Consider the following 22,135-nt stretch of genomic DNA (forward strand, 5'->3'; position numbering starts at 1 on the left):
GATCAGTCGGCGATGATATTGACGGTGGTCGACAGTTTTTTCCACCGCTCGGTGTCGGCCGCGATCATGGCCTTGAACGCGGTAGGAGCGCCGCCGCGGATTTCGGTGCTCAAGGCGTCCATGCGGGCCTTGATCTCGGGTTGCGCGAGGATGTCCTGGATCTGCTTGTTGAAAGCCAGCACCGAAGATTCGGGCGTGCCTTTTGGGGCCATCAGACCCATCCAGGTAAATGCCTGCATGGCCGGATACCCGAGCTCGGCAAATGTGGGGACGTTGGGCAAGCCCGGTAGCCGCCGCTTGGATGCCACCGCCAGTGGCTGCACCATGCCTGAAGCCGTCAACGATTGAGCCGAACCCACGAACGTAAACAGCAACGACACCTGACCGCCTGCCAAGTCTTGCAACGCTGGTGCGGCGCCGCGGTAGGGGATATGGTTGAACTTGATCTTGGACTCGCGGCTGAGCAATTCAAGCGCCAGGTGCGTGACCGTCCCTTTGCCCGCAGAGGCAAAGGTGACCGTGCCGGCCTTGGCCTGGGGATCGGCCAGCACGTCGGCAAAGGTTTTGTATGGCGACTTGGCGCTGGCGTATAACACCGCCGTGCTGTCGATCAAATGGACGATCGGGACGAGATCCTGCACGGGGTCGTAGCGCAGATTGGTGTAGACAAAGGGCGCGATCGACACCTGGGCGTTGGTGGCCATGATTACGGTGTATCCGTCGGGCTTGGCTTGCAGGATTTGCGAAACCCCGATCTGGCCACCCGCACCGCCGACGTTTTCGATGATCATGGGCTGGCCGGTCATTTTCATATAGGCATCGGCAATGGGCCGAATCACCGCGTCGAGCGACGCGCCTGCCGGATAGGGGACGATGACCCGTACGGGTTTATCAGGGAAGGTTGCTTGGGCACTGACGCCCCCAGGTAAGGCGACTGAGCAGACAGCGAGAACGGCAATTACACGGCGAAGCAAGGCAGCGCATTTCATGGCTAATTTTCCCGGCCGAACAAACAGTTTTATGAGTCGGGCCGATCCATCGTGGGATGCATGTGCCGACTTCCCCTGAAACTGATCTTAGAAAGCGTGGCCGCGCGTGTCGTATTACTAAATGTCAAAATGCTATAACACGGCGTTATGTGCCGCGCTGTGCCGTTATCTGCGGGCTGCTTAGGGTTTTCCTGCAGGCCGTGCGACGACGCGATGTAGCGCCGGGTGTTCCAGGTTTTCCAACATGCCGCCAAATGTCTGCGCCAGGCCCGAGAGGGGTTCGGAACGTAGGTATCCCAAGCGAACTTGCAGATCGATGGGCGCGACGATGGGGCGAATTTCGAGGGTCGACCACGCACCGTTGAGTACGGCAAGCTCATCGATCAGCGCAATGCCAACGCCCAACTGCACCATGGCGCATGCCACATGAATCTGCTCGACTTCGGCCACCCGCGTGGGTAGGATTTTTTTGGCGTCGAACATCTGCTGAATCGCTTGCTGAAGCGGCGTATCCGGGTGATAGCCGATGAGGCGCTCGCCACGTAGGTCGCTCACCGCAATGCGCGCCTTGCGCAATAGCCGATGCCCGGGCGGCAATACTGCCACCACCCGGTTGCGAAAGACGTTGTGCACCTGAAGGTGCGGGTGCTGCAAGGGCACCATGGCAACGGCCAGATCGGCACGCTGAGTGGTTACCCGGTCGACGAGATCGCTGAGCTGCAGGCCGGCCAACGTAATACGGACGTCGGGGTAGACGCGAGCGAAAGCCGCGATGGCGAGCGGCAGCAGGCCGTGGGCCAGACTGGGGCTGCAGACGATTCGCAGCGCACCACCAGCCTGGCGCGACAGACCATGTGCCAGCTCGTTGAATCGCTGCAGATTTTGATAAATACTCTCGGATTCGCCAAAGAGCTGTCGCGCTTCTTTGGTGGCGTACAGCCTGCCCTTGATGCGTTCGAAGAGCACCAATTCGAGTCTCTGCTCGGTATATGCAATCAGGCGACTGACTGCGGGTTGCGAGACATGCAGTAATTGCGCCGCGCCACTGACCGACCCACTGATCATGATGGCTCGGAATACTTCGAGTTGGCGCAGGTTCATGTGCATCGCACGTTCGTCGTTTCAGATGGCTGACTCAATAGGGGACTTTCATGGTGGTCAAGCGCATGCGTAGTCCGCCCTCAACGCAATATAGAGGAAATCGGGGATGTGGGCGATTTATCGGCGCGTGGTCGGATCATCATCGGAAAGAAGCGCCAAAGACAGAGAACAAAAGCCAATATCCACGCTGTGGCCGCGGCGTGCAGTGCGGCAAGCGAGAGTGCCGTCGGCAGAAGCGCGATCAGACGCAGGGCGGCCGCCGCAATCACCAGCGCATAACTGGCTACCATCGCGTTGTCGGTCTGCAGGGGGCGCTCCAGGTGGCCAAGTGCGGTGCGCGTCACCATGCCGATGATGAGGACCGAAAACCCCGCGACGCCGATGACGTGCGCCGGCCAGGCCTCATGCCCGACCCAGTCTGCGGACCGTGCCGCCGCCACCAGTAATCCCGCGCCAAGCGCGCCGTAGCCCGTGTACAAAATCCAAAGCAGCGGCGCGCGCCGTACTGCCCAGGGCTTCCAGGCCCGCACCTGCACCAGGGCGAGCACTCCGGCCACGGCCAGCGCAATGGCTAATGCGACGTGAAACTGCAGCAGGCTGCAAATGACAGCGATGACACCCGCGCCAATCTGCCATTGGCCGCTGCGCGTATGCATGGGAATGGTCAGACCCGGAATCGCGCGCATGGCGAAAAACGGAATGACGCGCCGGGCGACCAGCAATGCAATCACCGCCATGCAGAGTAGCCCTGTGTTAAAGCGCTGTAGCAGCAGTAGGTAATCGCCGTCCAGCAGCGCGAAGAGATAGAGTGCGTCGGTCACGCCAAGCGCCAGCACGAGCAGTGGCACGCCGTAGTTGCGGCGGCTGCGCGTGCGGTAGATCGCGTTGCCCAACGCTGCCGCCGCCCAGACGAAGAGCGCTAGCTCACTGCAGGCTGCGATCGTGAATGCTGGCATGCCAGGTAGCAGATAGCCGACGCGCGCCACTATCCATAGACTGCCAAGCGCACCAAGGAGCGGTCCGCTAAGTGGATTGATGCCGGTCCAGGTGGCGGCAGCGGTCAGCAAAAAACCCACGGCGATAGTGGCAATGAACGCCCAGAGCATTTCGTGCGCGTGCCAAAGCACGCCGGGCATGATTCCCGTCAGCATGTTGGGGGCGTAGACCCACAGGGCGACCGAGAAGGCGGCCCAAAAGCAGCCGGCCAGATACAAAGGTCGAAAACCAAGTTCAAGGAAGGCCCGCCATTGGGGTGGCTGCCGGGGCCGCACTGGTTCAGAGACTTGCAGCATTTCAGCCATGGCCCAGTTCCCTAGGGGGCACGGCAGGGCAGCGGCTAAGCTGGTATCCGTACCACAGGCTTTGAGCGATGCGCTGCGCCATTTCGTAGGCTGTCTGTCCCATCGCCTCGTTGGGCTGCGCCGCCGTTGCTTCGCAAAACAGAGTTAGCCATCGTTTGAACAACTCGGCATTCAAATTGGGCAGCGCCACGTGCTTGGGCATAGGAGTACCCTTGAAGCGTTGCGTGCCGCGCAGGATCGAGGACCAAAAATCCACGAGCTTGGCAAGATGATGGTCCCAGTCCTGAACGTGGGCATTGAAGATCGGGCCCAGCATAGCGTCCCGGCGGACGGTGGTATAAAAATTGTGCACCAGGTCCGTGATTTCCTGCTCGGTGCATAAGTTAGGCGAGCGCAAGAATTGCTCCGATAATATAAGGTGTATTTATAATACATCTTATACTTGTGCAGGAATTTTGCAAGCATCACCGTGTGATCCTTTATCTAAACGGAGAAGTGTCGTGGCTCTGAAACATGCACAATTGCTCGATGTGATCGATCTTTACGCCACAGATGAAGATCAATGTGGGACGTTCAGTCGCAGTCTGCTCAAGACAAATCATTTGCAAGTCATGCAACTGGTGCTTGGGGCCGGGGAGCAACTGCCCGAACACCATGTCGCAGGCGAAATAACGATTCAATGCCTAACCGGGAAGGTTAGGGTGGTACTGCCGTCGCGAACATGTGAAATTACGACGGGTCAGTTGATCGCCCTACCAGCCGGAAAGCAGCATGCCGTCCATGCGCAGTCGAATGCGACGTTACTGGTAACCTTACTGCGGAACGCGTGATTGATACATCACGCTAAACACCGCGATGTGTCTCGTTAAAGGCGTATTCTTGGTTGATGTATCCCGGGCGAGGGCGATGAAAGGAATGAATGGAGGAGAGAATGGACTTGACGGAGAGTCAAGTGCTTGCCGTGTTGGAGCAAGTACGGTTGCGGCAAATTCCGTGGCACAAAAATCCAGTCGTATTTGGCGTGTTACGACGACTGGGATTGATCATGTCGGTGCGACAGGGGGTAACGAGCGACCCAGAGAAAATTGGTGTGGAAATCGCGGTGCTCACTGACAAGGGAAGAGAACGCTGCGAGCGTCGAAAATGATACAGGACCTTGAATATCATCGATAAGCGCTCACCGAGAACACATAGGCCATATCGCCCACCACACTTACCTAGCGCCGTGCGATACCTTGACATCACGGACGATGCCGCACTAGAAATGGCTTAGATCACGGATGAGGTAAACGAATGAAGGTTAAGCGTGTAGTCGCCAACTTCGCTACGAAAGACCCGGAGCGCGCCCGGGTTTTTTACCAAGACATCCTTGGCATGGACTTATTGATGGACCACGGATGGATTCGGACCTACGGGTCACAAAGCCAGATGACGGTTCAAATCAGTTTTGCCTCCGAAGGAGGCTCTGGTACGCCAGTGCCGGACTTGTCAATCGAGGTGGATGATCTTGACGGGGCATACCAACAGATGAAGGATGCCGGCTTTTCGATCGAGTACGGGCCGGCAAGCGAGCCCTGGGGAGTTAGGCGTTTTTACGTCCGCGATCCATTTGAAAGACTGATTAATATACTTGTTCACATTTAATCGAGGTGGCGATCGCTCAGGTCATGCAGGCTGCCGCAGAAGCGCAGTGGCAGCCTGCATGCCGCAGGCCTTCGGCCTGTTTATCCAGGCCGAGATGGACAAGTGGGGCAAGATCATCAAGGCCACGGGCCTGCGGCTGGGGTAGGGCGGACCACCTGCCGGTTTCCGACGCTACTGGGCCTGCAATCTATCCGACAACTTGTCCACGGTCTTTTGGTCCCGCGCCACGATGCTGGTGAACTCTTCTGGGGTATTGCCCACGGGCGTGATCAACAGCGGCTGCAGCACCTTCAGTACGCCAGGATCCTGGGCCGCAAGTTTCATCGCATCGGCAATGCGCTTGACCACCGCATCGGGCGTGTCGGCGGGTGCGAAGATCCCATACCAGTTGTTGGTGAATTCGACGTCGCCCAATCCTTCTTCGGCGTAGGTAGGCACATCGGGAATTTGCGGCAGGCGCTGGGCGCTGCTGACCGCCAGGATCTTCATGGTGCCGGCCTTGTGGTGAGGCAATACCGAAGAGGTGCCCGTCACCACCATGGTGACGCGCCCGCCGATGATGTCATTGATGGCCGCTGACGTGCCGGCGTAGCGGATGTTGGTCATCTTGCCATTGAGCCCCATCTTATCCACCAGCCCCGAGCCCGCCAGCAACGTGAAGGGTTCGCCGCTGGCCCAGCTGCATTGGGCGTTCGGTTGGCTGCATGTTTTCTTCAGGTCCGTGATGGTCTTGATGTCGGTGTCGCCCTTGGCCACGATGCCGGTGGGGCCGGTTGCCAGCATGCTGACCGGGCGCAGCTTGACCAGTGGATCGTCTTTTAGTTCTTTGTTGATGTACTTCAACGCTGCGATCGCCGGGATCGATATCAGCAGCGTATAGCCATCGGGTTTTTCCCGCATGACCATGCGCGTGGCGATTAGCCCGTCGGCGCCGGGCTTGTTTTCCACGACCACGGATTGTTTCCAGTGGTTCGATAGGAACTGCGCCGTGGCGCGGGCGATGTTGTCGCTGCCGCCGCCGGGGGAATAGGGCACGATCAGGGTCACGGGCCTGTTGGGGAAATCGCTGTCCTGCGCATAGGCGACGACGGGACCCAGCGCTAGGGCAGGGGCGAGAATTGCAATGGGCAACCACTGTTTCATGATTTTGTCTCCTGATGGGCGCGCTGCACCGGCGTATCGATGTTCGCCGGGTCGCGCGCCGCGTGTGGTACTGCGGTTGGAAGAAAGTGCTGCTTACTTTGCTGCGTACTTCGATTCGCGGGCGATGGCCCGGTCCAGCCCGACGAAACTGTTGAAATCGTCGAAGCTCGTCAAGCGGTCGGCGACGGCATTGGTTGCGCAGCCTTCGCGCATGAACGTCTCCATCATTTCCTTTACTGCCTTGTGCATGGCAAACATCGGCTCGATGGGGCAAAGCGCGTAGTCAAAGCCGATGTCGTGGACTTGCGCAAGCGACAGGTAGGGGCTCTTGCCCGAACGGGCCATGTTGAAGAGAATCGGCTTGCCCAACGGTTTGAGGCGGCGCACGATCTCGTGCATCTGGTCGACGCTTTCCGGCGCATCGGCGTACAACCCGTCGGCGCCAGCGGCGGCATAGGCTTCCAGGCGGTCCAGCGCGTCGGCCAATCCGGTCACGGCAATGGCATCGGTGCGGGCCACCACGAAGAAATCCGGATCGGTGCGCGCATCCAGCATGGCGCGCAGTTTCTGCTGCATTTCTTCCTTGGATACCAGTTGTTTGCCGGCGAAGTGGCCGCATTTCTTGGGCACGGCCTGATCTTCCAGGTGCAGCACCGAAGCGCCGGCTTCTTCCCACAGCCGGATCGTGCGTTGCACGTCCAGCAGGCCGCCGTAGCCGGTATCGGCGTCGGCGAATACGGGCACCGTGGTTACGCGGCAGATGCGTCGGATGTGCTCGAACATCTCGGTCTGTGTCAGCACGCCCACGTCGGGCTGGCCGGCCAGGATGGCCGAGGCGGCAAATCCGCTGATATAAATGGCCGGTGCGCCCGCCTGTTCGGCAAGCATGGCCGTGACGGCGTCATGTGCGCCCATGCAGACAAAGGGCGGCTTCTTTAGCAGGGCGCGGAATCTGGCGGAACGGTTCAATGCATTCTCCTATGTGGATAAAGGGCGAGCGCGAATGGTATCGATATCATTTCGCGCGGAAAAATCGGGCTGCAAGTCGGACGCGGCGGCGGGAAGTGTCGTAGTTTGTCGTAGAATCGGCGGCTGGGCCTTTCGCCGCGCAATTCGCACTGGGATACGAAGTGGGCAGGAAAGCAATCAATCCGGATGTGTCGATGAAAGACGTGGCGCGTCTCGCGGGCGTGTCGCCAATGACGGTGTCTCGGGCGATGCGCGCTCCCGGCATGGTGTCGCCCGAAACACAAGAGCGGGTCCGCCTCGCCATCGAGCAAAGTGGATATGTGCCCAACCGGGTGGCGGGCAGTTTGTCCTCGAACCGCACCACGCTGGTTGCGCTGATTGTTCCCAGCCTGCGCAACGCCTTGTATGCCGAGATGATCCAGGGGATCTCCGACGTGCTCGGACGTCACGATTTCCAGTTGATGATTTCCGATTGCGGCTATTCGCTCGAGCAAGAAGAAAAACTGATCGCCGCCTACGTGGCGCAGCGCGTCTGCGGCCTCATCTTGCACAATACGCGGCACACCCCCCGTGCCGTGCAGATCTTGAAGAACAACCATTCCATCACGTGCGTCGAGACCGGCAACCTGGTGTCCAACCCCATCGACATCGCGGTCAGTTATTCCAACTATGCAGCGGGCGCCGCGATGGCCGGACATCTGGCCGGGCGGGGTTATCGCAACATGGGTTTTGCCAGCCTGCCGGTGCGCAATAACGACCGGCTGCGTGAAAGGCGGCGGGGCTTCATCACGCGCTTGCGCAAACTGGGCTTGTCGGTGGCGCCGTCGCTCATCCTCGAGGTCGAGCCTGGCCTGAAAAGCGGCGCGCAGGCCCTGGGACAAATCGTCGATACGGATCCATCCGTGGACGCTGTGTTCTTCGCTGGCGACGTGCTTGCCGCGGGTGCGGTCTTCGAATGCCAGCGCCGCGGCCTGGCTGTGCCTGATCGCATCGCGGTGGCAGCTTCCGATGACAACGACCTGATGCAGCATACGATTCCTCCACTGACGACGGTGCGTTTTCCGCGCTACGAGATCGGCGTGCGCAGCGCCGAGGCAATCATCGCTCGCAGCATGGATAGGTACGCCGGATCGCGCGCAGTTGACCTGGGCTTCGACGTCATCCAGCGCGGCAGTACCTGATCTCTTGGCGGCGTAACGCTGCATTCCTTGTTTTCCGATTGCCTTTACCTGGAGCGCGGCTGCCTGCTCGGGCAGGGTGCTGCCGCCTCTGCAAGCTCAGATGATATCGATATGATTGTATGACGACAAGGAAAACTTTTTTGGGGACATGCCGGTCGGCCGTGCGCCCCGGCATCGGCCATGCCTGGACTCCCTTGGCCCGCATGCGCTGCGCTCATATCCGCCACAGCATTTGAATTGACAAAATAATATGTTCATACTTATTATTAGGTCCATACAAATAAAATGAATGCATTGGACATGGGAACAGGGGCATCCGCATAGAGGTGGATCGTTCTTGGCCTTTCTATCGGATAGGTGGCATGGAAGACAAAGTAGTGGTTCTTACCGGAGCGGCCGGCGGCATCGGCCGGGGCATTGCGCAAGCATTGGCCCGTGCCGGTGCCCGCATCGTGGTCAACGATGTGGGGGTTTCGTTGTCGGGACAAGGCGGCGACAGCGGCGTCGCGCAAAGCCTGGCGGCCGAGTTGCGTGCGGCGGGCGGTACGGCGGTGGCATGCGCCGACAGCGTGTCGGACTGGAGCAGCGCCCAACGCATCGTGGCCTGCGCGCTCGATCATTATGGCCGCATCGATGCGGTCATCAACAACGCCGGCAATCTGCGTGACCGTTACTTTCACAACATGGTTGAGGAAGAATGGCGCTCGGTGATCGACGTGCACCTGAACGGCACATTTTTCGTCAGTCGCGCGGCAGCACCACATTTTCGGCGTCAAAACGGTGGTGCCTACGTGCACATGACGTCCACGTCGGGCCTGGTCGGTAACTTTGGCCAGGCGAACTATTCGGCGGCCAAGCTTGGCATCGTGGCGCTCTCGAAGTCCATCGCGCTGGACATGCAGAAGTACAACGTGCGCTCGAACTGCATTGCTCCGTTTGCTTGGAGCCGCATGACCGACTCTATTCCGGGCGATACGCCCGAGGCCGAGGCGCGTATCGAGAAGCTGAAGAAGCTGGACGCCGGCAAGATTGCACCCATGGCCGTGTACCTGGCCAGCGATGCGGCTGCCGCAGTCACGGGCCAGATCTTCGGTGTGCGCGCCAACGAGATATTCCTGTTCAGCCAGCCTCGTCCGGTGCGCTCGGTGCACATGAGTGATGGCTGGACGCCATGCAGCATTGCCCAGGTGGCCATGCCGGCCTTGCAGGCCAGCTTTCATGCCCTGGAGCGCTCGCCCGACGTGGTGAGCTGGGATCCCATCTGAAATCTATTCGCGAGACAACGCCTATGTCAGTGCAAGCAAAAATGGCCGGCACCGCCGGGGAGCCGGGCCCGATCGGCCCGCAACAGACGTACTTCCGCTATTTGCAGGAAGGCCAGTGGCGTATTCCGCGCTGCTGCGGCTGCGGCCAGGCCGTGTTTTATCCGCGCATCGCTTGCCCGACCTGCGCCGGACAAGAGTTCGAATGGGTCGCGCCGTGCGGTCTGGGCACGATCTATGCCACGACGGTGATGCGTCGCCCGGCGCAGGCCGGCGGGGACCTTAATCTTTGCCTGGTCGATCTGGACGAGGGCGTACGCATGATGAGCCGGATCGAAGGCGTCGATCCGGCCGTGCCTCGCATAGGCCACCGCGTGCACGGGGAAGTGCGTCGCGCGGGCGAACAGAGTCTGGTGGTGTTCGAGTTGCTGGAGGGCGCCCAATGAGCGGGAACGCATTGCGCGGCGCCGCCGCCGTAGTCGGTGTCGGCCAGGCCGGACTGGGCTCGGCGCACGGCTATACGGAAATGGAGATCTTGGCCCAGGCCGCGGCGCGTGCCGTGGCCGATGCCGGTTTGCGCATGTCCGACATAGACGGACTGTGCACGTGCAGCGCGTCGGCGACGATGTGGGCCATGCCTGTGGCCGAATACCTGGGCATCAGGCCCAGCTTCATCGACAGCACCATGCTGGGCGGCTCGAGCTTCGTGGCCCATCTTCTGCCTGCTGTCCAGGCGTTGATGGCGGGCGAGTGCAACGCCGTATTGGTCTGCTATGGCAGCACTCAGCGCACCGGTGCAGTCAATCGTGCGGAGGTAGGGAAAATGCGCCAGGTATTGGATCCGCAGCCTTACGAGACGCCCTATGAGCCGCTGCAGCCGATCAGCGCGTATGCGCTGGCGGCCGGACGCCATATGGCGCAGTACGGCACCACGCGCGAGCAACTGGCCGAGGTGGCGGTGGCGGCGCGTGCATGGGCTCGGCTCAATCCCGAAGCGTACTCACGCGATCCCTTGTCCATCCAGGACGTGCTGGATGCGCGCATGGTATGTGATCCCCTGACCGTGCGCGATTGTTGCCTGCTTACCGACGGCGCGGGCGCCTTTGTGCTGGTCCGTAGCGATCGCGCCCGGGATCTGCCGCATCCGCCCGCCTATGTGCTGGGCAATGCGACCGCAGTCTGGCATCGGCAGATCTCCAGCATGGAAGATCTCACCGTCACCGCGGCCACCGAGTCGGGGCCGCGTGCACTGCGCATGGCGGGCTTGTCGCCGCAGGACGTGAATCTGCTTTGCCTATACGACGCCTTCACGATCAACACCATCCTGTTCCTGGAGGACCTTGGGTTTTGCCCCAAGGGCGAGGGCGGCCGCTTTGTCAGCGGTGGCGCGATTGCGCCCGGCGGCACGCTGCCGGTCAACACCAATGGGGGCGGATTGTCGTTCGGCCATCCGGGCATGTATGGGGTATTCCTGGTGATCGAGGCTGTGCGCCAACTGCGCGGCGAAGCCGGCGAGCGCCAGCAATCGGTCGACGTGGCCCTGGTGCACGGCAATGGCGCCACGCTGTCCAGCCAGTCCACGGCCATCCTGGGTAGTGCGGCGACGTTATGAAAACTCATCCGCGGCTCATCATAGGTAAACGATAGACATGATCAACAAGATTTCTCCTTCCCTGCTCGATGCCGTATCAGGCATCGGCGATGGCGCTTCGGTGATGGTAACGGGCTTCGGCGATTCGGGTCTGCCGCGCGAGTTGCTGCACGCATTGATCGAGCACGGCGCCACCGACCTGACCGTGATCAGCAATAACGCGGGCACCGGCACGACCGGCCTGGCCGCCTTGCTGGCCGCGGGACGCGTGCGCAAAATGATCTGCACTTATCCGAAATCGTCGGGCGCCGACGTGTTCACGGCACTGTACCGGCAGAAAAAAATCGAACTGGAACTGGTGCCTCAGGGCACGCTGCTCGAGCGCATGCGTGCCGGCGGCGCCGGGCTTGGGCCGTTCTACACCCCCACCGGCTATGGCACGCCCATCGCCGAGGGCAAGCCGCAGTGCATCTACCAAGGCAAGGGCTATGTACAGGAAGAGCCGCTGCGTGCGGACTTTGCGCTCGTCAAGGCCTATCACGCCGACCGTTGGGGGAACCTTACCTATCGCCTGGCCGGGCGCGGTTTCGGGCCGGTGATGTGCATGGCGGCGACCACCGCGATAGTCCAGGTCGACGACATCCTGCCCCTGGGCCTCATTGCCCCCGATACCATCGTGACTCCCGGCATTTTCGTCGGCCGAGTCGTGCGCAAGGACAGCGGACTATGAACAACACAAAGAAACTGAGCCGCGACCGTGTCGCGCAACTGGTGGCCGCGGACATCGCTGCGGGCAGCTACGTGAACATCGGATTGGGCATGCCCACGCTGGTGGCCAAGTATCTCGATCCCGCCAAAGAGATCATCCTGCATAGCGAGAACGGCATCTTGGGTATTGAGGATGTCACGCCAGGCGACGCGGGCGACGAGGATCTCATCAACGCCAGTAAGGGGCGCCTGCAATTGATTCCGGGCGCTTCGATCAGCGATCAGTCCTTGTCGTTTGCCATGATGCGCGGCGGCCACTTGGATGCCACCATCCTCGGCGCATTCCAGGTGTCGTGCGAAGGTGACATCGCCAGTTGGGCTACCGATGATACCGAGGCCGTGCCTGGCATCGGCGGTGCCATGGATTTGGTGGCCGGCGCGCGCAAGGTCATCGTCGTGATGGAGCACACCACCCGCGACGGCCGGCCCAAGTTGCTGCGTGCCTGCACGTTCCCCCTGACAGGAAAGGGCTCGGTCGACGTGGTCTACACAGACATGGCCGTTATCGACGTCGATCATGAACGGGGTTTCGTGGTGCGAGCTATGGCCGAGGGCCTGACGCGCGAAATGCTACGGGCCGCCACCGACGCGCCGCTGAGTTTTTCCGATCAACTGTTCTTTATTTGAAAAAAACCTCGCACAAGGGAGACAACAACCATGAAGCAGCCATTCAAGTACCTGCTCGGCGCCGTCGCGCTGGCATTTTCCGCAGCGTCCTGCGCCGCGGCATTTCCCGAGCACGCCGTGGAGATGATCATTCCGTATCCGCCCGGCGGTACCGCCGACGCCGTGGCTCGGCCGCTGGCTGCCGTCATGCAGGAGCGGCTGGGCGTACCGGTGGTGGTGTCGTACAAACCAGGAGCCGGTGGAGCCATTGCCACGCAGTACGTGGCGCGCGCCAAGCCCGATGGCTACACCATGGTGATGGTGCTGGCCGCCCACGCGATCAACCCGAGCCTGTACGCCAACCTGCCATACGACTCGGTGAAGGACTTCACCCCCATATCGATGGTGGCCAAGCTGCCGCTGGCGCTTTACACCAATCCCAAGTTCGCGCCCAAGACCGTGCTCGAATTCATCCAATATGCCAAAGAGCACCCGGGAAGTCTATCGGTGGCCTCGGCGGGCAATGGCAATACCAGTCATCTGGCGACCGAGCTGTTCGCCACGACGGCCGGCGTGAAGTTGTTGCACGTGCCGTACAAGGGGGGCGGCCCCTCGGTAACGGCGGCAATGGGCGGCGAGGTCGATGCGGTGTTTGCCGGCCCGGATTCGCTGCACTTGGCAAAGGCGGGCAGGTTGCACCTGGTGGCCGTCACCAGCCCGCAGCGCTTGGCGCTGACGCCCGATACGCCCACCGTGCAAGAAGCCGGCCTGGACGGCTACGAGGTACAGGGCTGGTATGGCCTGCTGGCTCCGGCCGGTACGCCCGACGACATCATCGCCGTGCTGAACAAGGCCGTATCCGAGTCGCTGGCGGATCCCAAGTTCGTCAAGACCGTGGAGGATCTCGGCTATATCCCTACGGCGTCCACACCCTCGGGTTTCATGGACTACATCAAGCAGCAAACGACGTTCTGGGCCAAAGTCATCACGGACGCCGGCATCAAGCTTCAGTAACCCTCGAGCCGGCGCAGTCCGCGGGACAGCGCCGGCCTTTTTCCGCATCTGGACCGCACGCATACCATGCCTATTTCTGTGATTGAATCCTCCATTTTCAAAGACATGTTCGGCACTGCCGCCATGCGCGCCGTGTTCGACGACGCGGCCACCTTGCGCCGCTATGTCGAGACCGAGGTGGCGTTGGCGCGCGTGCAGGGCGGCCTTGGCATCATTCCGCAGTCTGCGGCAGACGCCATCGCCGCTCGCGCCGACGCTGCACGCCTGGACCTGGACGTACTCAAGGCCGAGACCGAGATCGTGGGTTATCCCATCCTGCCGCTGGTGCGTCAGCTCGCGCGGATGTGTGGGCCCGAAGGCGAATATCTGCACTGGGGAGCCACCACGCAAGACATCATGGACACCGCAACGGTGTTGCAGGTGCGCGATGCGCTGGCTCTGGTCGAGGCCGACCTGGCCGAGCTGGATGACATTCTCGATGCGCTGGCACTGCGCTATCGCGACACGCCGATGGCCGGCCGCACCCATTTGCAGCACGCGTTGCCCGTCACCTTCGGGTACAAGGTTGCGGTGTGGTTGCTGATGGTGCGCCGCCATCGCGAGCGGCTGACCCAGTTGCGCCCGCGCGCGCTGATTGGCCAGTTTGGCGGCGCGGCCGGCACGCTGGCTTCGCTTGGCGATCAGGGTCTTGCGGTGCACGAGGCACTGATGCGCGATCTGGGCTTGCACTCATCGCCCGTCACCTGGCACGTCGCGCGCGACGGCCTGGTCGAGACCGTGCAGTTCCTGGGCCTGGTCACCGGCGCGCTGGGCAAGATCGCGCTGGACATCATGCTGATGATGACCAACGAGATCGCCGAGGCCTTTGAGCCTTTCGTCAAGAGCCGCGGCGCATCCAGCACCATGCCGCAAAAGCGCAATCCCATTTCCTGCGAGCTCATGCTCAGTGCTTCGAAGACCGTGCGACAGCACGCCGGCCTGGCGCTGGACGCCATGGTGCAGGATTTCGAGCGTGCAACCGGCCCCTGGCATATCGAGTGGTCGGCGATCCCCGAATCATTCGTGCTGACCGCGGGTGCGCTGCGCCAGGCGAAATTCATGCTTGGCGGCCTGGAGGTCGACACGCAGCGTATGCGCAGCAATCTGGATCTGACTGGCGGCCTGATTGTGTCCGAGGCGGTGATGATGGGCCTGGCGCCGCACCTGGGACGCCAGGTTTCCCACGACGTGGTCTACGATGCCTGCCGTTTGGCCATGGCCGAACGGCGACCCCTGGCCGACGTGCTGGCTCGCGAGCCGCGCATCACAGAGCATCTCGATCGTGCCGCTATCGACCGCCTATGCGATCCTGCCAACTACTTGGGTGCGGCTCCGCAGATGGTCGACCGCATGCGCAGCTTTGGCTTGCCCACGGTATGACGATAAAATCGCGGCTTGCCAATGAACTGGTCCGAGAAGGATGGCCCGATGGAACCGCGCTACGTTGCGTTGACGAAACTGTTGCTCAATGACATTTCGTCTGGAGTCTACCCCGTCGGCACCAGTCTGCCCGGCGAGCTTGAGCTCGCCGAAAAGTACGGTGTCAGCCGGGGTACGGTGCGTGCGGCGCTCGACCAGATACAGACGCTGGGCCTGATTTCACGCCGCAAGCGAGCCGGCACCCGCGTCGAGGCCGCCGTGCCACGTAGCCCCGAGTACGGCCCCACCATTTCCACGCTCGAAGAGCTGGTGCAGTACGGCGCCGACGCGCAGCGCGTGATCCACAGCGTGCGCAATCTGGTCATCGACCTGGACATGAGTGCCCGCCTGGGATGTCCGCCCGGCACCCGCTGGACCGAAATCCAGACGTCGCGCATGAGTCCCGTTGCGCCGGCCTATCCGCTGGCCTGGTCGCATGTGTATGTCCGGGCCGCCGACGGTGCCCGTATCCGGAACCTGTTGCGCCGCAGCCAGAGCCTGATATGTGATCTGATCTGCGAGACGACGGGCACCGTGGTCAAGGAGGTCCGGCAGACGGTACGGGCGGTCGGCGTGCCGGCAGAGCTGGCCGACAAGCTCGGTGCCCAGACCGGAGCCCATGCCCTGGAGTTCGTGCGCGAATACTACGACCAGTCCGGGGCCTTGTTCGAGGTGGCGATCAGCGTGCAGCCTGCAGACCGATTCAGCTACACCACGGTCTTGCAGCGCCAGGCCAGCCCCAATCCCTGAGACGATGGGCCCGGTGCGTCGTTGGGCACCGGCCTGTCCGCAAGGCCGATCAGCGGTCCATGCCGGGTGGCGCCAATATCCGACACAGCGCACCGACATCGGGCAACTCATCCAGAGCGGCCACCATCTTTATCACCTGGTCGGCGCGTGTCGGACCCAATATCGGCTCGGCCAGGGCCAGGAATTTACGCTCGACATCGGCATCGCTCATGGGCCGGCGGGCATCGCCCAACGGAATGCCGACCAGCGCCGTATGCGTATGGACCGAGCCATTGCGCAAGTGCAAGGTGACGCGGGCTGGGCGGCCCTGCGGCCAGCGTTCTTCCAGGTCAGGGGCAGGCGCAACGCGCACCTGCTGCATCAGATCGAGCACGTCGGGGTCGCGCCAACGGCCTGTTTCGAACTGATGGGCATCCAGGCGTGAATCGAGCCAGGCCATCGCCACGCAGCAGGGCAGGCTGTGATCGGCTGTTTCCCGGTTTTCGGGCCTGAACTTCGCAGGGTCCGCCGTGCTGCGGCAGATCTTCTCGGGCACGTCGACCTGCAACGCGGTTATTTCCTTCGCGGCATCGCCTAGCTCGTGGCGCAATTTCAGTACGGCTTCAATGGGAGCCTGCAGCCCGAATTGCACGGGAAACTGCTTCAGACTTACCTTGCTTGCCTGGGCTGTGCCCGCAGATAAGTCGAGCGCGTCGCGCAAACTGGGTGCGTGTTGCGCGCGGCCGCTGCGCCACAAACCTTCCAGGGCCTCGAGCGGCCCTGTAAAACCCTGTGCGGCCAGCCGGGTCGTCAGTACGCATTCCGAGGCGGGCAATGCATAACCCACTGCCTTAGCCATGCTCAGCTGGCCTTCGACCAGCGCGGCCAATGTCAGGTGACGGAAGCCACCCAGCGCACAGGCATGCGCCAACTGCTCGACCGGCAATTTCCAGAGTTTGCCCAGCACCAGGGGCGCGACAAATCCCGCCGCGCTGACGTGGTGCATGTGCATGTCCTGCAGCGAAAACGCGTTGGCCAGCCGTATCTGCACCTCGTAGGCAGCGGCGATCGCTTCTATCAGTTGGCGGCCGTCGCAATGCGCGGCCTCGGCGGCGGCTAGGGCTACGGGAATGTTCTCGCTTGGGTGGCAGATGTCCCGAGACCAGTACACATCCATGAAATCAAGATATCGGACCAGGGCACCATTGAACAAGATCGCGCTGTCGAGGCTGCAGACACGGCCGTCGCCGATCAGCGTGGCCATGTCTTGCGGTCCGGCCGGCTGCCGCAGCCACCCCGATAGTTCACGTGCAGGCCCGCAATGTGCCGCGCCGACGGCGCAGCCCAGGGTATCTAGCACAAGGCGGCGGATGCTCGCGACGTCTTCGGTGGGCATCTCAGCATAGCGTATGCCTGCCACATGGCGGGCCACGTCTTCGATCAAAGACGGCATGTCTCCAGTCCTTCAATATGATGGATCAAGACGGGCGGCAGATAGGCGCTATTCCGCCTTGATGCCGACCGCCTGGATCACTTTGTGCCAGCGTTTGCGCTCTTGCGCCAGGTAGTCGTCCATTTCATCGCGCGTCATGAATACCGGTTCATCGCCCGCATCGATCAAGCGACGCTGCACATAGGGCTCTTTCAGCGCATGCTGCATCGCTTGTGCCAACCGCTTGGTCACTGATTCAGGCGTTCCGGGCGGGGCCACCAAACCCGTCCATGACGCTGCATTGTAGCCAGGCAGCACTTCGGCGATGGCGGGCACCTCTGGCAGCTGCGGGTTGCGCTTGGCACCGCCTACCGCCAACGCACGCAGCTTTCCGGCACGCGCATGAGGCAAGGCCGAACTGAAGGCGAAGAACGTCAGATCCACCTGGCCGCCCAGCGTGGCATTCATCGATTCCGAACTGCCCTTGTAGGGAACGTGCTCCATTTTTATACCGGCCATGGACTGGAACAGCTCGGCGGCCAGATGCGGCGCGCTGCCCACGCCGCTGGAACCGTAGTTGAGTTTGCCGGGGTTGGCTTTTGCGTAGGCAATCAGTTCGGGCAGCGTCTTGGCCGGGACCTGTGGTCCGATCGCCAGCATGATGTCTTGCGACGAGGCCATGGCGATCGGCTCGAAGCGCTCGGGCTTGAAACCCAACTTGGCATAGAGCCACTGGTTCACGACCAGGGGACCCGGCTGGGTGAACAGCAGGGTGTGTCCGTCGGGCGCCGCCCGGTATACAGCGTCGGCCCCGATGTTGCCCGCCGCGCCTGCGCGATTTTCCACGATCACATTCTGGCCCAGGCTGTCGCGCATTTTTGCGGCGATGACGCGGGCCAGCACATCCGTGCCGCCGCCGCCAGCCAAGGGGACAATGATATGGATGGGGGCGTCCTGGGCCTGCGCCGCCGGCGTAGCGGCCAGTGCGCAGGCCAGCGTCAGTCCAATGAGTGATCTGATGTACATGGCTTGTCTCCTCCTTGTGCAGGTGCACTTGGGCACTTGCTGTCGTTATGGGTTTGTGCCGCCAGCACAAGGGGGAAAGCCCTATCGTCGTCGCTGGACAGCACGCGGTACCGCCTTGATGACGCGACGTCTTGTCCTGCTCTAGTCCTCCTGACCCTGGATCGAGACTCCTTCGGCCTGGAGTTCCGTCATGATTTCCTCAAGATGGTGGAAGGCCGTGTTGGTGATCGGCAGGCCGCAGTAGATGGCTTGTTGAAGGAATATTTCCTTGATGTCGGCCAGCGACATCCCTCCCTGCAAAGCGGCGCGCAGGTGCATACGAAATTCTTCCCATCGACCCAATCCCATCATGGTGCCCAAAACCAGGATGCGGCGGGTGCGGTGATCGAAACCCGGCCGTGTCCAGATTTCACCCCAGCCATAGCGGGTGATAAAGTCCTGGAATTCACGGCTTACGTTGGTGATGCGCGCGTTAGCACGATCGACGTGAGCGTCACCCAATATCTTGCGGCGGATTTTCATGCCGTCTTCATAAAGCTGGTCTGCCATGTGGAATCTCCAGGTCAGGTTCGTTGGTGAAAAAGGGAAGGGATGCAACGGCTTCATCAGCCGCGCAGAAAATCCAGAACAGCACGGTTGAAAGCTTCCGGCTGTTCGACATTGGCAATATGCCCCGCCTGCAGCAGCGCCCACCGGGCATCGGGGATGCCCTCGCGCAGCGGCTGCCCGTGAGCGTCGGCAGGGGTGGCTGTATCCAGCGCCCCGGCAATCACCAGCGTGGGCACGGCGATGTGCGGCAGGTGTGCACGGAAATCGGCATCACGCACAGCGGCGCAACAGGCGGCATAGCCTTCGGCCTGCATCGAGGCAAAGCTGGTGCGCATCGAGTGAAAGAACGGCTCGTCTCTGTCGCGGTAGTCTTGTGAAAAGAACCGCGCCATCACGGCATCCGTCAGGTTGGCCATGCCTTCGCGCCGGACCAGGGTGATGCGGTCCGACCAGGATTCGCGCGGGGGAAGATGCGCCGATGCGTTCGACAGCACGAGTTTGCTGAGGTGCGCGGGTTCGTGGATACCTAGCCATTGCCCAACCATGGCTCCTAGCGACAGTCCGCAGAATGCGAACTGACTGGCTTGCAGGGCATCGACCACGTCCAGTATGTCGCGCGCCAAGTCTTCGATACGGGCGTCGCCTTGCTTGACGTCGCTGGCGCCGTGCCCCCGGGTATCGATGCGCAGCACCCGATAATGGGCCGTGAGCGCCTCCATCTGGGGTTCCCACATGAACACATCAGTGCCGAGCGAATTGCCCAATACCAGCAGAGGGCGGTCGGGATGGCCGTCCAGGCGGTAAAAGAGCCGAATGCCGGCGGTATGGTGAAAAGGCATGGCTTACTCCACCTTGATTCCGGTCTGCCCGATGGCATCCGACCAGTATTTCAGTTCCGAGCGGGTAAAGTCGCCGAGTTCGTCCGGTCCCATGAAAGTCGCATAGGTTCCCGCCTGCTCTGCGCGCTGCTTGAAGTTGTCGCTTTCTACGACCGTCTTGACAGCCGCCGCCAAGCGATCGATCGCCGCTTGCGGCGTGCCGATCGGGGCATAAAGTGCAAACCAGGCGTCAAGTTCGACATCAGGGACGCCGGCTTCCGCCGTCGTGGGCACGTCGGGCAGCATCGGATGACGCCGCTTGCTGGCGATCGCGAGCGCTCGCAGCGAGCCTGAGCGCAGGTACCCGACCACGGCCGGCGGCGTGGTGACCAACAGGCCGATCTGGCCCGACAGCAAATCCGTCATCGCCGCACCCGCGCCCTTGTACGGGACGTGGGTCATCTGCGTGCCAGTGCGCAGCCCCAATAGCTCGGCGCCAATGTGCTGCATCGTGCCGACCCCCGACGATGCGTAGTTGATTTCCCCGGGGTGTTGTCTGGCGTAGTCGACCAGCGCTTTCAGGGTTGTGACGGGCAGGTCGTTGTTGACCACGATGACTTGCGGAGCGGTGATGGTCAGCGCGACCGGCGCGAAACTCTTGATGGGATCCCACTGCAGCTTGTCAAACAGAACCGGGTTGACGACGTGAGTCCCGGAATACGCCAATAACAAGGTGTAGCCGTCCGGTTGGCTTCGTGCTACATATTGAGCGGCGATGTTGCCGCTGGCGCCGGCCCGGTTTTCCACAATGACGCTCTGGCTAAGCGCTGCGGTCAGGCCGTCGGCCAGCAACCGGGCGGTGAAATCGCCGCCGCCTCCGGGCGCGGCCGGCACCACAATGGTCACGGCACGATCAGGGTATCCGGTGCCCTGGGCGGGCCCTGCGGCCAGTAGTCCCAGGCTCAGTCCCAGCGCTGCGGCGCGGCCCAGTAACGCTTGCATGTCTCTGTCCTTTTTTCTGCGAAATTTTTATGATGAACCATGATAGGGAGCGGCCCCTGGGGCGGCAAATGACGAATTTCGTTCGGCTCTATCGACCTCATCGATAGCGGGACGCTCACGGCATGGAATTGAGACATTTGCGGTATTTCCTAGCCTTGGCCGAACGCCTGAATTTCACGCAGGCAGCCGCTCAGGTACACGTGACCCAGTCGACGCTTTCGCATCAGATCAGCCAGCTCGAAGACGAATTGGGCCAACGCCTGTTCGACCGATCCGACCGGCGAGTCACCATCACCGCTGCCGGCGAACTGTTCTTGACCAAGGCAATCAATGCACTGGCCGAGATCGACAATGGCATCGCGTTGATGAATACCCTCAATAAAGACCTGTCGGGTGAATTGAGGATCGGCACGACACCCACGCTGAATATGGAAGTCGTGCCGCGCTGCATTGCGCAGTTCACGGAGGATCACCCTTCGGTACACATCCTGGTAGAAGAAGAGACTGGTGATGAATTGATTTCGGGCCTGCGGGCGCAGCGGCTCGATCTTGTCCTGGCTTATCGGCCGCTGGTGCTGGAAGGCATTGTGTTCGAGCCGCTGTATACCGAGGAAATGATATTGGTCGTGGGCGAGCGGCACGCTTTTGCGCGTCGCCGGCGCGTGCGCATGGCCGAACTACATCGGCGCGAGCTGGTCCTGCCGCCGCGCAAGTTCACCACGCGCCAGCAGATCGACGAGGCTTTCACGGCAGTGGGAGCACAGCCGTTCGTGGTGATCGAGATGGTGTCGCTTGCCGCGATCCTCGCGCTGGTCGAGCAGACGGCGCTCGCAGCCATTGTCTCGCGCAGCGCCTGGCGCGGTCGCGACGGCTTGTACGCAATCCCCCTGGAAGCGCCCACGATGACGCGCATGCCCGGCCTGATCTGGGTGGACGGCCAGCCACGCGCGCCGGCCGTAGCGGCGTTTGCTTCAATTGTGCGGGGCGTAGCGAAATCGTCGGCCCGCGACCATCTGGAGTGGTCGCGCGGGAAATCAGCACCTAACCCGCGAAGCTAGGGCATTGCCTGGCTACACTTGTTGACGCGTCGTCACCTCATTCAATTATGGAGCTTTGTTCATGAAACGCTGGTTCACCGTTGTTGCCCTGACAGCCGTATCGTTCTTTGCGCACGCAGAGGACCACGCCATCACCGCCTACCAGGACCCCAATTGTGGCTGCTGTTCTGGTTGGGTCGAACATATGCGTGACGCCGGTTTTGAAGTAAAGGCGATCAAGACGGCCGAAATGGCCACGATCAAGCAGAAGCTTGGCGTGCCGGTGGCGCTCGGTTCGTGCCATACGGGTGTTGTGGAGGGCACCGGGCAGGTTATCGAGGGTCATGTACCTGCGAATGCGGTGCGTAAGCTCTTGGCAGATTCGTCTGTCAGAGGTGTTGCGGCGCCTGGTATGCCGTCCAACTCTCCAGGGATGGGAGAGTTGGACGGGAATCTGGTTACCGTCGACTTTAACGGCAAGCCATTTTCCAGGGATTAGTGTTCGTAGAGGGGCA

At 61.6% G+C, this 22,135-nt stretch carries 25 protein-coding genes; 14 read left to right on the plus strand and 11 right to left on the minus strand.

Translation table 11 applies throughout. The annotated features are described in order from the left end of the window. Nucleotides 1–2: 2 nt before the first annotated feature. The 4 genes from ACYVDM_RS20910 to ACYVDM_RS20925 all read right to left on the minus strand — a co-directional run bounded on the left by ACYVDM_RS20910 (nucleotide 3) and on the right by ACYVDM_RS20925 (nucleotide 3,788). Nucleotides 3–989: a Bug family tripartite tricarboxylate transporter substrate binding protein gene (locus ACYVDM_RS20910; RefSeq protein WP_415788451.1), complete on the minus strand. Its 987-nt coding sequence runs from the start codon at nucleotides 987–989 to the stop codon at nucleotides 3–5. A gap of 180 nt (nucleotides 990–1,169) precedes the next feature. Further along, nucleotides 1,170–2,090: a LysR family transcriptional regulator gene (locus ACYVDM_RS20915; RefSeq protein WP_415788453.1), complete on the minus strand. Its 921-nt coding sequence runs from the start codon at nucleotides 2,088–2,090 to the stop codon at nucleotides 1,170–1,172. 80 nt (nucleotides 2,091–2,170) lie between these two features. Beyond that, nucleotides 2,171–3,391 carry an NnrS family protein gene (locus ACYVDM_RS20920; protein ID WP_415788455.1) on the minus strand — a complete coding sequence of 407 codons (1,221 nt, stop codon included), beginning with the start codon at nucleotides 3,389–3,391 and terminating at the stop codon, nucleotides 2,171–2,173. Then, nucleotides 3,384–3,788, minus strand: coding sequence for a group III truncated hemoglobin (locus ACYVDM_RS20925; protein WP_415788457.1), 405 nt, complete (start codon nucleotides 3,786–3,788; stop codon nucleotides 3,384–3,386). Before ACYVDM_RS20925 ends, ACYVDM_RS20920 begins: the two co-directional genes overlap by 8 nt. 103 nt (nucleotides 3,789–3,891) lie before the next feature. On the opposite strand from ACYVDM_RS20925, the gene ACYVDM_RS20930 reads away from it, so the two are divergent. The 3 genes from ACYVDM_RS20930 (at nucleotide 3,892) to ACYVDM_RS20940 (ending at nucleotide 5,035) form a co-directional block, all read left to right on the plus strand. Then, the gene (locus tag ACYVDM_RS20930) at nucleotides 3,892–4,221 is read left to right on the plus strand and encodes a cupin domain-containing protein (protein WP_415788459.1); all 330 of its coding nucleotides are present in this window, start codon (nucleotides 3,892–3,894) and stop codon (nucleotides 4,219–4,221) included. A gap of 107 nt (nucleotides 4,222–4,328) precedes the next feature. Next, on the plus strand, nucleotides 4,329–4,538 hold the full coding sequence (locus tag ACYVDM_RS20935; protein ID WP_460475452.1) for a hypothetical protein: 210 nt from the start codon (nucleotides 4,329–4,331) through the stop codon (nucleotides 4,536–4,538). A 146-nt stretch (nucleotides 4,539–4,684) separates the two neighbouring features. Further along, nucleotides 4,685–5,035 carry a VOC family protein gene (locus tag ACYVDM_RS20940; protein ID WP_415788463.1) on the plus strand — a complete coding sequence of 117 codons (351 nt, stop codon included), beginning with the start codon at nucleotides 4,685–4,687 and terminating at the stop codon, nucleotides 5,033–5,035. Nucleotides 5,036–5,206: 171 nt separating this feature from the next. On the opposite strand, the gene ACYVDM_RS20945 is transcribed toward ACYVDM_RS20940, so the two are convergent. Together ACYVDM_RS20945 and ACYVDM_RS20950 are read right to left on the minus strand one after the other, a co-directional pair. Continuing rightward, nucleotides 5,207–6,178: a Bug family tripartite tricarboxylate transporter substrate binding protein gene (locus tag ACYVDM_RS20945; protein ID WP_415788465.1), complete on the minus strand. Its 972-nt coding sequence runs from the start codon at nucleotides 6,176–6,178 to the stop codon at nucleotides 5,207–5,209. Between the two features lie 93 nt (nucleotides 6,179–6,271). Then, complete coding sequence (locus ACYVDM_RS20950) at nucleotides 6,272–7,147, minus strand: isocitrate lyase/PEP mutase family protein (protein WP_415788468.1); 876 nt, start codon at nucleotides 7,145–7,147, stop codon at nucleotides 6,272–6,274. 161 nt (nucleotides 7,148–7,308) lie between these two features. Between ACYVDM_RS20950 and ACYVDM_RS20955 the strand changes: the two genes are divergently transcribed. The 9 genes from ACYVDM_RS20955 to ACYVDM_RS20995 all read left to right on the plus strand — a co-directional run bounded on the left by ACYVDM_RS20955 (nucleotide 7,309) and on the right by ACYVDM_RS20995 (nucleotide 15,777). Further along, nucleotides 7,309–8,328 carry a LacI family DNA-binding transcriptional regulator gene (locus ACYVDM_RS20955; protein ID WP_415788470.1) on the plus strand — a complete coding sequence of 340 codons (1,020 nt, stop codon included), beginning with the start codon at nucleotides 7,309–7,311 and terminating at the stop codon, nucleotides 8,326–8,328. A gap of 362 nt (nucleotides 8,329–8,690) precedes the next feature. After that, complete coding sequence (locus ACYVDM_RS20960; RefSeq protein ID WP_415788472.1) at nucleotides 8,691–9,593, plus strand: SDR family oxidoreductase; 903 nt, start codon at nucleotides 8,691–8,693, stop codon at nucleotides 9,591–9,593. 23 nt (nucleotides 9,594–9,616) lie between these two features. Further along, a complete protein-coding gene (locus ACYVDM_RS20965) occupies nucleotides 9,617–10,036 on the plus strand; it encodes a Zn-ribbon domain-containing OB-fold protein (protein WP_415788474.1) in 420 nt (139 codons plus the stop codon). Next, entirely contained in the window at nucleotides 10,033–11,202 is a 1,170-nt protein-coding gene (locus ACYVDM_RS20970) for an acetyl-CoA acetyltransferase (protein WP_415788476.1), read from the plus strand. Before ACYVDM_RS20965 ends, ACYVDM_RS20970 begins: the two co-directional genes overlap by 4 nt. 37 nt (nucleotides 11,203–11,239) lie before the next feature. After that, a complete protein-coding gene (locus tag ACYVDM_RS20975) occupies nucleotides 11,240–11,911 on the plus strand; it encodes a 3-oxoacid CoA-transferase subunit A (protein WP_415788478.1) in 672 nt (223 codons plus the stop codon). Next, on the plus strand, nucleotides 11,908–12,576 hold the full coding sequence (locus ACYVDM_RS20980) for a 3-oxoacid CoA-transferase subunit B (RefSeq protein ID WP_415788480.1): 669 nt from the start codon (nucleotides 11,908–11,910) through the stop codon (nucleotides 12,574–12,576). Before ACYVDM_RS20975 ends, ACYVDM_RS20980 begins: the two co-directional genes overlap by 4 nt. Nucleotides 12,577–12,606: 30 nt before the next feature. Then, nucleotides 12,607–13,569 carry a Bug family tripartite tricarboxylate transporter substrate binding protein gene (locus ACYVDM_RS20985; RefSeq protein ID WP_415788482.1) on the plus strand — a complete coding sequence of 321 codons (963 nt, stop codon included), beginning with the start codon at nucleotides 12,607–12,609 and terminating at the stop codon, nucleotides 13,567–13,569. 66 nt (nucleotides 13,570–13,635) lie between these two features. Next, nucleotides 13,636–14,988: a class-II fumarase/aspartase family protein gene (locus ACYVDM_RS20990; protein ID WP_415788484.1), complete on the plus strand. Its 1,353-nt coding sequence runs from the start codon at nucleotides 13,636–13,638 to the stop codon at nucleotides 14,986–14,988. Nucleotides 14,989–15,009: 21 nt separating this feature from the next. Beyond that, the gene (locus ACYVDM_RS20995) at nucleotides 15,010–15,777 is read left to right on the plus strand and encodes a GntR family transcriptional regulator (RefSeq protein ID WP_415788486.1); all 768 of its coding nucleotides are present in this window, start codon (nucleotides 15,010–15,012) and stop codon (nucleotides 15,775–15,777) included. 49 nt (nucleotides 15,778–15,826) lie between these two features. Here ACYVDM_RS20995 and ACYVDM_RS21000 read toward each other — a convergent pair whose 3' ends face one another. The 5 genes from ACYVDM_RS21000 to ACYVDM_RS21020 all read right to left on the minus strand — a co-directional run bounded on the left by ACYVDM_RS21000 (nucleotide 15,827) and on the right by ACYVDM_RS21020 (nucleotide 20,583). Next, on the minus strand, nucleotides 15,827–17,209 hold the full coding sequence (locus tag ACYVDM_RS21000; protein WP_415788488.1) for an MmgE/PrpD family protein: 1,383 nt from the start codon (nucleotides 17,207–17,209) through the stop codon (nucleotides 15,827–15,829). A 48-nt stretch (nucleotides 17,210–17,257) separates the two neighbouring features. Continuing rightward, a complete protein-coding gene (locus ACYVDM_RS21005; RefSeq protein WP_415788490.1) occupies nucleotides 17,258–18,214 on the minus strand; it encodes a Bug family tripartite tricarboxylate transporter substrate binding protein in 957 nt (318 codons plus the stop codon). 141 nt (nucleotides 18,215–18,355) lie between these two features. Then, nucleotides 18,356–18,763 carry a carboxymuconolactone decarboxylase family protein gene (locus ACYVDM_RS21010; protein WP_415788492.1) on the minus strand — a complete coding sequence of 136 codons (408 nt, stop codon included), beginning with the start codon at nucleotides 18,761–18,763 and terminating at the stop codon, nucleotides 18,356–18,358. A 56-nt stretch (nucleotides 18,764–18,819) separates the two neighbouring features. Beyond that, nucleotides 18,820–19,602: a 3-oxoadipate enol-lactonase gene (gene pcaD / locus ACYVDM_RS21015; RefSeq protein WP_415788494.1), complete on the minus strand. Its 783-nt coding sequence runs from the start codon at nucleotides 19,600–19,602 to the stop codon at nucleotides 18,820–18,822. A 3-nt stretch (nucleotides 19,603–19,605) separates the two neighbouring features. Beyond that, nucleotides 19,606–20,583 carry a Bug family tripartite tricarboxylate transporter substrate binding protein gene (locus tag ACYVDM_RS21020; protein ID WP_415788496.1) on the minus strand — a complete coding sequence of 326 codons (978 nt, stop codon included), beginning with the start codon at nucleotides 20,581–20,583 and terminating at the stop codon, nucleotides 19,606–19,608. A 122-nt stretch (nucleotides 20,584–20,705) separates the two neighbouring features. Between ACYVDM_RS21020 and ACYVDM_RS21025 the strand changes: the two genes are divergently transcribed. Both ACYVDM_RS21025 and ACYVDM_RS21030 read left to right on the plus strand, forming a co-directional pair. Then, entirely contained in the window at nucleotides 20,706–21,641 is a 936-nt protein-coding gene (locus ACYVDM_RS21025; protein WP_415788498.1) for a LysR substrate-binding domain-containing protein, read from the plus strand. A 61-nt stretch (nucleotides 21,642–21,702) separates the two neighbouring features. Continuing rightward, a complete protein-coding gene (locus ACYVDM_RS21030) occupies nucleotides 21,703–22,119 on the plus strand; it encodes a DUF411 domain-containing protein (RefSeq protein ID WP_415788500.1) in 417 nt (138 codons plus the stop codon). The last annotated feature ends 16 nt before the right edge of the window (nucleotides 22,120–22,135 follow it).

Source organism: Bordetella tumulicola, from assembly GCF_054779135.1.

Coding starts and splice junctions, on each gene's coding strand:
- ACYVDM_RS20910 (WP_415788451.1), bottom strand. CDS start 989: ATGAAATGCGCTGCCTTGCTTCGCCGTGTAATTGCCGTTCTCGCTGTC.
- ACYVDM_RS20915 (WP_415788453.1), bottom strand. CDS start 2,090: ATGAACCTGCGCCAACTCGAAGTATTCCGAGCCATCATGATCAGTGGG.
- ACYVDM_RS20920 (WP_415788455.1), bottom strand. CDS start 3,391: ATGGCTGAAATGCTGCAAGTCTCTGAACCAGTGCGGCCCCGGCAGCCA.
- ACYVDM_RS20940 (WP_415788463.1), top strand. CDS start 4,685: ATGAAGGTTAAGCGTGTAGTCGCCAACTTCGCTACGAAAGACCCGGAG.
- ACYVDM_RS20945 (WP_415788465.1), bottom strand. CDS start 6,178: ATGAAACAGTGGTTGCCCATTGCAATTCTCGCCCCTGCCCTAGCGCTG.
- ACYVDM_RS20960 (WP_415788472.1), top strand. CDS start 8,691: ATGGAAGACAAAGTAGTGGTTCTTACCGGAGCGGCCGGCGGCATCGGC.
- ACYVDM_RS20965 (WP_415788474.1), top strand. CDS start 9,617: ATGTCAGTGCAAGCAAAAATGGCCGGCACCGCCGGGGAGCCGGGCCCG.
- ACYVDM_RS20970 (WP_415788476.1), top strand. CDS start 10,033: ATGAGCGGGAACGCATTGCGCGGCGCCGCCGCCGTAGTCGGTGTCGGC.
- ACYVDM_RS20975 (WP_415788478.1), top strand. CDS start 11,240: ATGATCAACAAGATTTCTCCTTCCCTGCTCGATGCCGTATCAGGCATC.
- ACYVDM_RS20980 (WP_415788480.1), top strand. CDS start 11,908: ATGAACAACACAAAGAAACTGAGCCGCGACCGTGTCGCGCAACTGGTG.
- ACYVDM_RS20985 (WP_415788482.1), top strand. CDS start 12,607: ATGAAGCAGCCATTCAAGTACCTGCTCGGCGCCGTCGCGCTGGCATTT.
- ACYVDM_RS20990 (WP_415788484.1), top strand. CDS start 13,636: ATGCCTATTTCTGTGATTGAATCCTCCATTTTCAAAGACATGTTCGGC.
- ACYVDM_RS20995 (WP_415788486.1), top strand. CDS start 15,010: ATGAACTGGTCCGAGAAGGATGGCCCGATGGAACCGCGCTACGTTGCG.
- ACYVDM_RS21000 (WP_415788488.1), bottom strand. CDS start 17,209: ATGCCGTCTTTGATCGAAGACGTGGCCCGCCATGTGGCAGGCATACGC.
- ACYVDM_RS21005 (WP_415788490.1), bottom strand. CDS start 18,214: ATGTACATCAGATCACTCATTGGACTGACGCTGGCCTGCGCACTGGCC.
- ACYVDM_RS21010 (WP_415788492.1), bottom strand. CDS start 18,763: ATGGCAGACCAGCTTTATGAAGACGGCATGAAAATCCGCCGCAAGATA.
- pcaD (WP_415788494.1), bottom strand. CDS start 19,602: ATGCCTTTTCACCATACCGCCGGCATTCGGCTCTTTTACCGCCTGGAC.
- ACYVDM_RS21020 (WP_415788496.1), bottom strand. CDS start 20,583: ATGCAAGCGTTACTGGGCCGCGCCGCAGCGCTGGGACTGAGCCTGGGA.
- ACYVDM_RS21025 (WP_415788498.1), top strand. CDS start 20,706: ATGGAATTGAGACATTTGCGGTATTTCCTAGCCTTGGCCGAACGCCTG.
- ACYVDM_RS21030 (WP_415788500.1), top strand. CDS start 21,703: ATGAAACGCTGGTTCACCGTTGTTGCCCTGACAGCCGTATCGTTCTTT.